Source organism: Ideonella sp. B508-1, from assembly GCF_000333615.1.
GTDB lineage: Bacteria > Pseudomonadota > Gammaproteobacteria > Burkholderiales > Burkholderiaceae_C > Ideonella.
The window spans coordinates 1-6,966 of sequence record NZ_BADL01000183.1 but is presented as its reverse complement, the minus strand read 5'-3'; the positions used below and the strand labels follow the sequence as shown (position 1 = coordinate 6,966).

At 74.4% G+C, this 6,966-nt stretch carries 8 protein-coding genes; 3 read left to right on the top strand and 5 right to left on the bottom strand.

Translation table 11 applies throughout. The features are described from left to right. From I73_RS08405 to I73_RS26845, 3 genes are all read right to left on the bottom strand, one after another. Nucleotides 1-221 (bottom strand): cryptochrome/photolyase family protein (locus I73_RS08405; RefSeq protein WP_026096469.1); only part of this gene is annotated, 221 nt, incomplete at its 3' end. Next, nucleotides 214-399, bottom strand: coding sequence for a DUF2256 domain-containing protein (locus tag I73_RS32480; protein ID WP_022980202.1), 186 nt, complete (start codon nucleotides 397-399; stop codon nucleotides 214-216). The genes I73_RS08405 and I73_RS32480, both read right to left, overlap by 8 nt. Then, complete coding sequence (locus tag I73_RS26845) at nucleotides 396-1,472, bottom strand: NAD(P)/FAD-dependent oxidoreductase (RefSeq protein WP_159105863.1); 1,077 nt, start codon at nucleotides 1,470-1,472, stop codon at nucleotides 396-398. Before I73_RS26845 ends, I73_RS32480 begins: the two co-directional genes overlap by 4 nt. A gap of 84 nt (nucleotides 1,473-1,556) precedes the next feature. On the opposite strand from I73_RS26845, the gene I73_RS08390 reads away from it, so the two are divergent. Both I73_RS08390 and I73_RS08385 read left to right on the top strand, forming a co-directional pair. After that, the gene (locus I73_RS08390) at nucleotides 1,557-2,564 is read left to right on the top strand and encodes a MerR family transcriptional regulator (RefSeq protein ID WP_022980200.1); all 1,008 of its coding nucleotides are present in this window, start codon (nucleotides 1,557-1,559) and stop codon (nucleotides 2,562-2,564) included. A gap of 19 nt (nucleotides 2,565-2,583) precedes the next feature. Beyond that, entirely contained in the window at nucleotides 2,584-3,948 is a 1,365-nt protein-coding gene (locus I73_RS08385; RefSeq protein WP_022980199.1) for a 3-oxoacyl-ACP reductase, read from the top strand. Between the two features lie 19 nt (nucleotides 3,949-3,967). On the opposite strand, the gene I73_RS08380 is transcribed toward I73_RS08385, so the two are convergent. After that, nucleotides 3,968-4,861 carry a pirin family protein gene (locus I73_RS08380; protein WP_022980198.1) on the bottom strand — a complete coding sequence of 298 codons (894 nt, stop codon included), beginning with the start codon at nucleotides 4,859-4,861 and terminating at the stop codon, nucleotides 3,968-3,970. Nucleotides 4,862-4,883: 22 nt separating this feature from the next. Then, a complete protein-coding gene (locus I73_RS08375) occupies nucleotides 4,884-5,519 on the bottom strand; it encodes a TetR/AcrR family transcriptional regulator (protein ID WP_026096467.1) in 636 nt (211 codons plus the stop codon). Nucleotides 5,520-5,646: 127 nt separating this feature from the next. Between I73_RS08375 and I73_RS08370 the strand changes: the two genes are divergently transcribed. Continuing rightward, nucleotides 5,647-6,966 (top strand): NAD(P)/FAD-dependent oxidoreductase (locus tag I73_RS08370; protein WP_022980196.1); only part of this gene is annotated, 1,320 nt, incomplete at its 3' end.

Genomic DNA, 6,966 nt, shown 5'->3' with positions numbered 1-6,966 from the left:
GTAGTGCCCGTCCAGCCGCGCCCCCGCAGGGCCTGGGCGAAGTGGCCCTTGGCGGCCAGGAACAGCGCGGTGCGCGGCTGGGAGGACCAGACATGGGTGCTTTCCTCCATCACCTCGGCCATCCACACCGCATCGCGGGCCGGGTCGAAGCCGTCGAAGGCGGACGACTGGAGGTCGAGCTGGTCGCCCAGCACCAGCACCAGGTGGCGCAGCTCAGCCATGGCGAGCTCCCCGGCACCCGGCCTGGCGGCGGCAGGCCTCGGAGCAATAGCGCACCTCCGCCCAGCAACGGGCCCAGCGCTTGCGCCAGCCCATGGGCCGGCCGCAGTGCTGGCAGGGCTTGACCGGCAAGGCCGCCTTCAGGCCTTTGACCGCGGCCGGCGCCTTGGCGGCCGTCACGCCAGTACCTCCACGGCGCTGGTCTGCACGGCCAGGGCCAGGTCACGGGCCGAGGTCCAGGCCCGCTCCACCGGCTCCACCCCGGGCGGCAAGGCGGCACCGCCCAGGAAGTCGCCGCAAACGCCCAGGCCGAGGCCGGCGTCCCACCAGTGGGACGGACCGGCCGGCGCCTGCGCGGGCACGGCATAGCGCCAGCGGTGGGCCACGGCGCTGCGCCAGAACACCGGCTGCCCCAGCCACTCGGCCAGGGCGGTCTGCAGCGCGCGGAGCACCGCCTCGGGCGAATCTTCCAGATGCTGCCGGCTCCAGGCCGATGTGGCCTGCAGCACCCAATGGGCTTCCCCCGGCCGGCGCTCGCGGCCCGGGCGGGCATCCTGGCGCAGCACGCGGGCCAGCGGGCCGGTGTCCGGGCGCACCGGGGCGCCGGCGGGGGCCTCCTGGGCCAGCTCGGTGCTCACGCCCATCACGGTCCAGCAGGGCTGCATGGGCACCGCGGCCGCCACCCGGGCCCAGTCGGGTCGCCAGGGCGCCAGCAGCGGCGCGGCCTGGGCCGGCGGCAGCGCCAGCACCAGCGCGTCCAAGCCCTCGGCCACCCGCTGCCCGGCCGCCTCCAGCCACCAACCCCGGCCATCGCGGCCCAGGGCGTCGATGGCGCAGGACCAGCGGGCCGGCAGGCCCTCCAGCAGGCCGCGGCACCAGTCGGGCATGCCGCTCCGGCCCAGCCAACGGCGCGCCGTCCCGGCCCGGGCGCCCGCCGCGCCGCCGGGGTGATCAGGGTTCCAGGTGAGGCACCAGCCCTGGGCCTCGGCCCGGGTCAGCGCGCCCTGGAAGGCCGGGTCCACCGCCCCGAAATCGGGGGCCCCGTGGTCCAGGCGGGTGGTCCGCGCCTGGCCGTCCGGCGCCGTCCAGGCCAGGCGACGGGTCGCCAAGCGACCGCCTGGTCCCCGGGCCTTGTCGAAGACCTGCAGCTGCCAGCCGGCATCGGCCAGCCAGCGGGCACAGCTCGCACCGGCCAGACCGGTGCCGACCACGGCGGCCTGGGGGTTCATGGGCGTCAGTTCGGGGCATCGCATGGGCTGCAGCTTAGACAGCCCGCCCCGGCCATGCATCGGCTTTGACGCATACTGACCCATCACTGGGCGACTTTGCGAGTCAATATGAATTCATCCGAGCCCGAGGCCGCGCTGCGGCCCCAGTACCGCAGCGGCGCGGTGGCCCGCATGGTGCGCATGCCGGTGACCACACTGCGCGTCTGGGAGCGGCGCTACCGCCTGACCCAGGCCGCGCTCAGCCCCAGCGGGCAGCGGCTGTACAGCGCCGCCGATGTGCAGCGCCTGGCCCTGATCAAGCAGCTGACGGACCTGGGTCATGCCATCGGGCAACTGGCCGGGCTGGACATGGGCGCCCTGCTGGCGGTGCAGGCCACCCACGCCCAGGCGGTGGCCGGTGGACCGGCCGCAGCCGCGCCTCAATCCCCGTCGCCCTGGCGGGTGGGGGTGGTGGGCGCCGCCCTGTTCCAGCGCCTGGCCCGTGCCAGCGGGCTGCCCGGGCCCCATGAGCCGCGGCTGCTGGGACCCTGGGCGGACCCGGCCGAAGCCGAGGCCGCCTGCGCCACCCAGCGGGCGCAGGACGAGGCGCCCACGCTTGTGCTGTGGCACTGCCCGAGCCTGCAGCCCGAGGCCTGGGCGCGCTGGCAGGCCGAGGCCCCGGCGCTGAGCGCCCAGGTGCGTCTGGGCGTGGTCTACAGCTTCGCCAGCGCGGCCGGGCGGGCGCCGCTGCTGGCCGCCGGTGCTGCCCTGCTGCACGAGCCCACCGAGGACGCCGCCCTCTGGCGCTGGCTGAGCACGCTGGGGCCCACGGCGCCACCGCCCCTGCCCGGTCTGGCCGACCTGCCCCCCGCGCCGCCGCAGCGCTGGGACGATGCCGCGCTGGTGACGCTGGCCGGCCTGTCCACCACCATGGCCTGCGAGTGCCCGCGCCACATCGCCGGCCTGCTGCGCCAGCTGATGCACTTCGAGGCCTACAGCCGCGAATGCACCCACAGCAGCCCCGACGATGCCGCTCTGCACGCCCACCTGGCCGAGGTGAGCACCCGCTGCCGGCTGGCCTTCGAGGAGGCGCTGGCCCGCGTCATCGCCCACGAGGGGCTGCTGCCCGGCGACTGAGCCCGCACAATCTCAGCCCATGTCACGCCCCGCCCTGCCCCGGCCGCCCGTCGCCGACCCGCTGATCCGCCTGGCGGCCGGCCGCTGGAGCGGCCCGCTGATCCGTGCCCTGGGCCTGCCCAGCCCGAAGGCCCTGCCCCGCGAGACCGGCGCGCTGCACGCCGAGGCCCTGGCAGGACGGAAGGGCACGCTGGGCGGCACCGGTATGACGCCCACCGTTCAGGCGGCCGAGGCCGCGCTGCGGTCCCTGGGCGTGGACCTGCTGGACACCGCCCCGGCCGGCAGCCCGCCGGACCTGGCGGTCTTCGACGCCACCGGCCTGGCCACGGTGGCCGCACTGGACGGGCTGCGCCGCTTTTTCGCCCCCGGCCTGGCCCGGCTGCGGCCGGGCAGCCGCCTGCTGCTGCTGGCCCGCGCGCCCGACACGCTGACCGAACCCGAGGCCGCAGCCGCGGCCCAGGCGTGTGAAGGTTTCATGCGCAGCCTGGCCAAGGAGGTGGGCCGGCGCGGCGCCACCGCCAACCTGCTGTGGCTGGAGCCCGGGGCCGAGGCCGGCCTGGCGGCGCCACTGGCCTTCTTCTGCGGCCCGCGCAGCGCCTATGTCTCGGGCCGCACGCTGCGGCTGGCGGCGGCACCCTTCCCCGCCGGCCTGGGTCTGGGGGGCCGCACCGCGGTGGTGACCGGCGCGGCCCGCGGCCTGGGCGCCGCCACCGCCGAGCGTCTGGCCGCCGAAGGTGCGCGCCTGCTGTGCGTGGACGTGCCGGCGGCCAGCGCGCCCCTGGAGGCGCTGGCCCGGCGTCTGGGCGGCCAGGCCCTGGCGCTGGACATCACCACGGCCGATGCCGGCGCCCGCCTGGTGGCGGCACTGCAGGCCGCGGGCGGGGCGGACGTGGTGGTGCACAACGCCGGCATCACCCGCGACCGCACGCTGGCCCGCATGAGCGAGTCCGAGTGGGACGCGGTGCTGGCCGTCAACCTGCGCGCGGTGCTGGGCCTGGACGCGGCACTGGACGCCGCCGGCCTGTGGCGGCCGGGCGCGCGGGAGGTTTGCCTGTCCTCCATCAGCGGCATCGCCGGCAACGGCGGCCAGACCAATTACGCGGCCAGCAAGGCGGCGTTGCTGGGCTATGTGGCGGCCCGGGCCCGCCAGACCCCCGCACCGGGCATGACGGTCAATGCGGTGGCGCCGGGCTTCATCGAGACGGAGATGACGGCGCGCATCCCGTGGGGGATCCGCGAAGCCGGCCGGCGCATGAACGCGCTGTCGCAGGGCGGCCAGCCGCAGGACGTGGCCGAGGCCATCGCCTTCCTGGTCCAGCCGGGCGCAGCAGGGGTCAACGGCCAGGCGCTGCGGGTCTGCGGCCAGGCCCTGCTGGGGGCCTGAACGCCCCCACATCGGCCCTTCAGGTCTTGAGGTGCACGCCCGCCAGCGCGGGCGCCAGCAGGCGCGGGGCCGGGCTGCCCGGGCGCACCGTGCCGAAGCGGCCGCTGTCGCCGTTCCAGTCGGCCAGCGCGGCCTCCAGCCCGGCCTGGTCGCGGCCGACGAAGTTCCACCACAGCAGGATGGGCGTGTCGGCCCAGGGCTGGCCTCCCAGCCACAGCAGGCGCAGCGGCCCGCGGCTGCGCAGGTCCACGCCGTCGGCGCCGGGGGGCAGGTAGAGCAGTTCGTCGGCGTCCAGGCGCTCGCCGTTCACCCAGGCCTCGCCCTCCAGCACCATGGCCGCGTGCTCGAAACCCGGGTCCAGCGGCAAGCGCACTTCGCCCGCGGCCGGGGCCAGCAGTTCCAGCCCCACCAGCGGCGTGAAGACCTGGGCCGGCGAGGTGGCGCCCAGCGCGCTGCCGGCCAGCACCGTCACCTGCCAGTCGCCCAGCGGGCGCACCGGCAGCACCGGGTGGTTCTGGAAGGCGGGTGCGCGCTCGCGCTCGGCGTCGGGCAGGGCGATCCACAGCTGGGCCGCGTGCATGCGCGCGCCCTCGGCGGCGGAGTCCTCGGTGTGGGAGATGCCGTGGCCGGCCGTCATCAGGTTGACCTGGCCGGGACGGATGACCTGCTCGTTGCCCAGCGAATCACGGTGCAGCACCTCACCCTCGATCATCCAGGTGAAGGTCTGCAGGCCGATGTGGGGGTGGGCGCCCACATGCATGCCGTCGCCCGGCGCGAACTGGGTGGGGCCCAGATGGTCCAGAAAGCACCAGGCGCCCACCATGCGGCGCTCGCGGTGCGGCAGGGCCCGCAGGATGGGTGTGTCCACGCCGAGGATGGTCTTGCGGGCGGGCAGGCGCTGGGCGGGGCTCATGGGGGTCCTTGGGGGCGTGGGGTCAGCGCAGGGCCATGCCGTCGAAGGTCGTCGACGTGACCCAGTCGAGGATCTGCGCGTGGGTGTACTGGCCCGATTCTTTGAGCATGGCCACCACCGGATCGCAGGCCCGTGCGAACAGGGTATAGAGCACCAGCTCGCCCGGCAAGGCCGGGTTGAGCTGGCCGCCGGTCTGGGCCTCGGTGATCCAGATGCTCAGCCGGTTGCTCAGCGCGATCAGACGGTCCATGTACTCGTCGTTGGACTGCAGCGAGGCGCTCAGGCTGGAGTTCTGCGCCGGCAGCGTGGGCATCTCGCCTTCCAGCTGGGTCTGCATGGCCCAGCGGGTCACGGCCTTGAGCTGGTCCAGCGCCCGCAGCGGCTGACCGGCCTGCGCCGCCTCGCCGGCCTGGGCCCGCAGGCCATCGACGAAGGCCAGGGCCCGGTCCAGCACGCCCACCATGGCCGCGCCGGCCAGGTCTTCCTTGGAGGGAAAGAGCTTGTAGAGGCTGGCCTTGGCCAGGCCGGCCTCGGCGGCCACCTCGTCCACCGTCATCGCGTCGTAGCCCTTGGTGGCCAGCAGGCGGTTCACAGCGGCCACGATGGCCTCCTCGCGCACACGCTGCATCTGCTCTCGGATCGACGGACGGGCTCCCATGGGGCGGATTCTAGACCCGACGGGCCATCCTCAATACCCGATAGTGCAAAGTGGATACCAAACGGTTATATTTTGAACTCATCAGTTCACGCATTGATCTGATGAGTTCAACCAGGGAGTCTTTCACATGCACCGTGTCGCTGTCATCGGTTCCGGCATTGCCGGCCTGGGCGCCGCCTGGCGACTGAGCCGTCCGCAGGCCGGCCAGCCGCCGCTGCAGGTCACCCTGTTCGAGGCCGGCCGCCACTTCGGTGGCCACGCCCACACGGTGGACCTGGCGCTCGACGGTGTCCACCAGGGCGTGGACACCGGCTTCCTGGTCTACAACCAGCGCACCTACCCGCGGCTGACCCGGCTCTTCGCCGAGCTGGGGGTGGAGGTGGCGGCCTCGGACATGTCCTTCTCGGTGCAGGTGCCGCGGCCCGATGGCCGGCCTGGCCTGGAGTGGAGTGGCAGCTCGCTGACGAGCGTCTTCGCCCAGCGCAGCAACCTGCTGCGTCCGCGCTTCTGGCACATGCTGGCCGAGATCCTGCGCTTCAACCGACTGGCCACCGACCTGGCCCGGCGCCAGGCCGAGACCGAGCTGGCCACCTCGATCGGTGACTTCCTGGACGCGCACGGCTTCGGCCCGGCCTTCCGCGAGGACTACCTGCTGCCGATGATCGGCTGCATCTGGTCCTGCCCCACCGACCAGATGCTGCGCTTCCCGGTGGCCACGCTGATCCGCTTCTGCCACAACCACGGTCTGATCCAGGTCACCGACCGGCCGCAGTGGTACACGGTGCGCGGCGGCTCGCGCCAGTACGTGCGCCGGCTGGTGGCCCAGCTGCCCGACGCCCGTCTGAACACGCCGGTGCTGGGCCTCAAGCGCCTGGACCAGGGTGTGGTGCTGCAAACCGCGCACGGCAGCGAGCACTTCGACGCGGTGGTGCTGGCCTGCCACAGCGACCAGGCCCTGGCCCTGCTGGGCGAGGACGCCAGCGCCGACGAGCGCGCGGTGCTGGGCGCCATCCGCTACCAGCCCAACGAAGCCGTGCTGCACACCGACACCGGCGTGCTGCCCACCCGCCCCGCGGCCTGGGCGGCCTGGAACTACGAGCGCGCCGCCAGCACGCAGCAGGAACAGACCCAGGTCTGCCTGCACTACCTGATCAACCGCCTGCAGCCCCTGCCCTGGGAACGCCCGGTCATCGTCTCGCTCAACCCGGCCCGGCCGATCGACGAGCGCCAGGTGCACCAGCGCATCGAATACAGCCACCCGGTGTTCGACCTGGCCGCCATCGAGGCCCAGCGCCGCGTGCCCGGGCTGCAGGGGCGGCGCCACGTCTGGTTCTGCGGCGCCTGGTGCGGCTACGGCTTCCACGAGGACGGCCTGCGCGCCGGCACCGAGGCCGCCGAGGATCTGCGCCGTGCGCTGGCCGGCCGGCCCGACACGGCCACAGCGCCC

Coding starts and splice junctions, on each gene's coding strand:
- I73_RS26845 (WP_159105863.1), bottom strand. CDS start 1,472: ATGCGATGCCCCGAACTGACGCCCATGAACCCCCAGGCCGCCGTGGTC.
- I73_RS08390 (WP_022980200.1), top strand. CDS start 1,557: ATGAATTCATCCGAGCCCGAGGCCGCGCTGCGGCCCCAGTACCGCAGC.
- I73_RS08385 (WP_022980199.1), top strand. CDS start 2,584: ATGTCACGCCCCGCCCTGCCCCGGCCGCCCGTCGCCGACCCGCTGATC.
- I73_RS08380 (WP_022980198.1), bottom strand. CDS start 4,861: ATGAGCCCCGCCCAGCGCCTGCCCGCCCGCAAGACCATCCTCGGCGTG.
- I73_RS08375 (WP_026096467.1), bottom strand. CDS start 5,519: ATGGGAGCCCGTCCGTCGATCCGAGAGCAGATGCAGCGTGTGCGCGAG.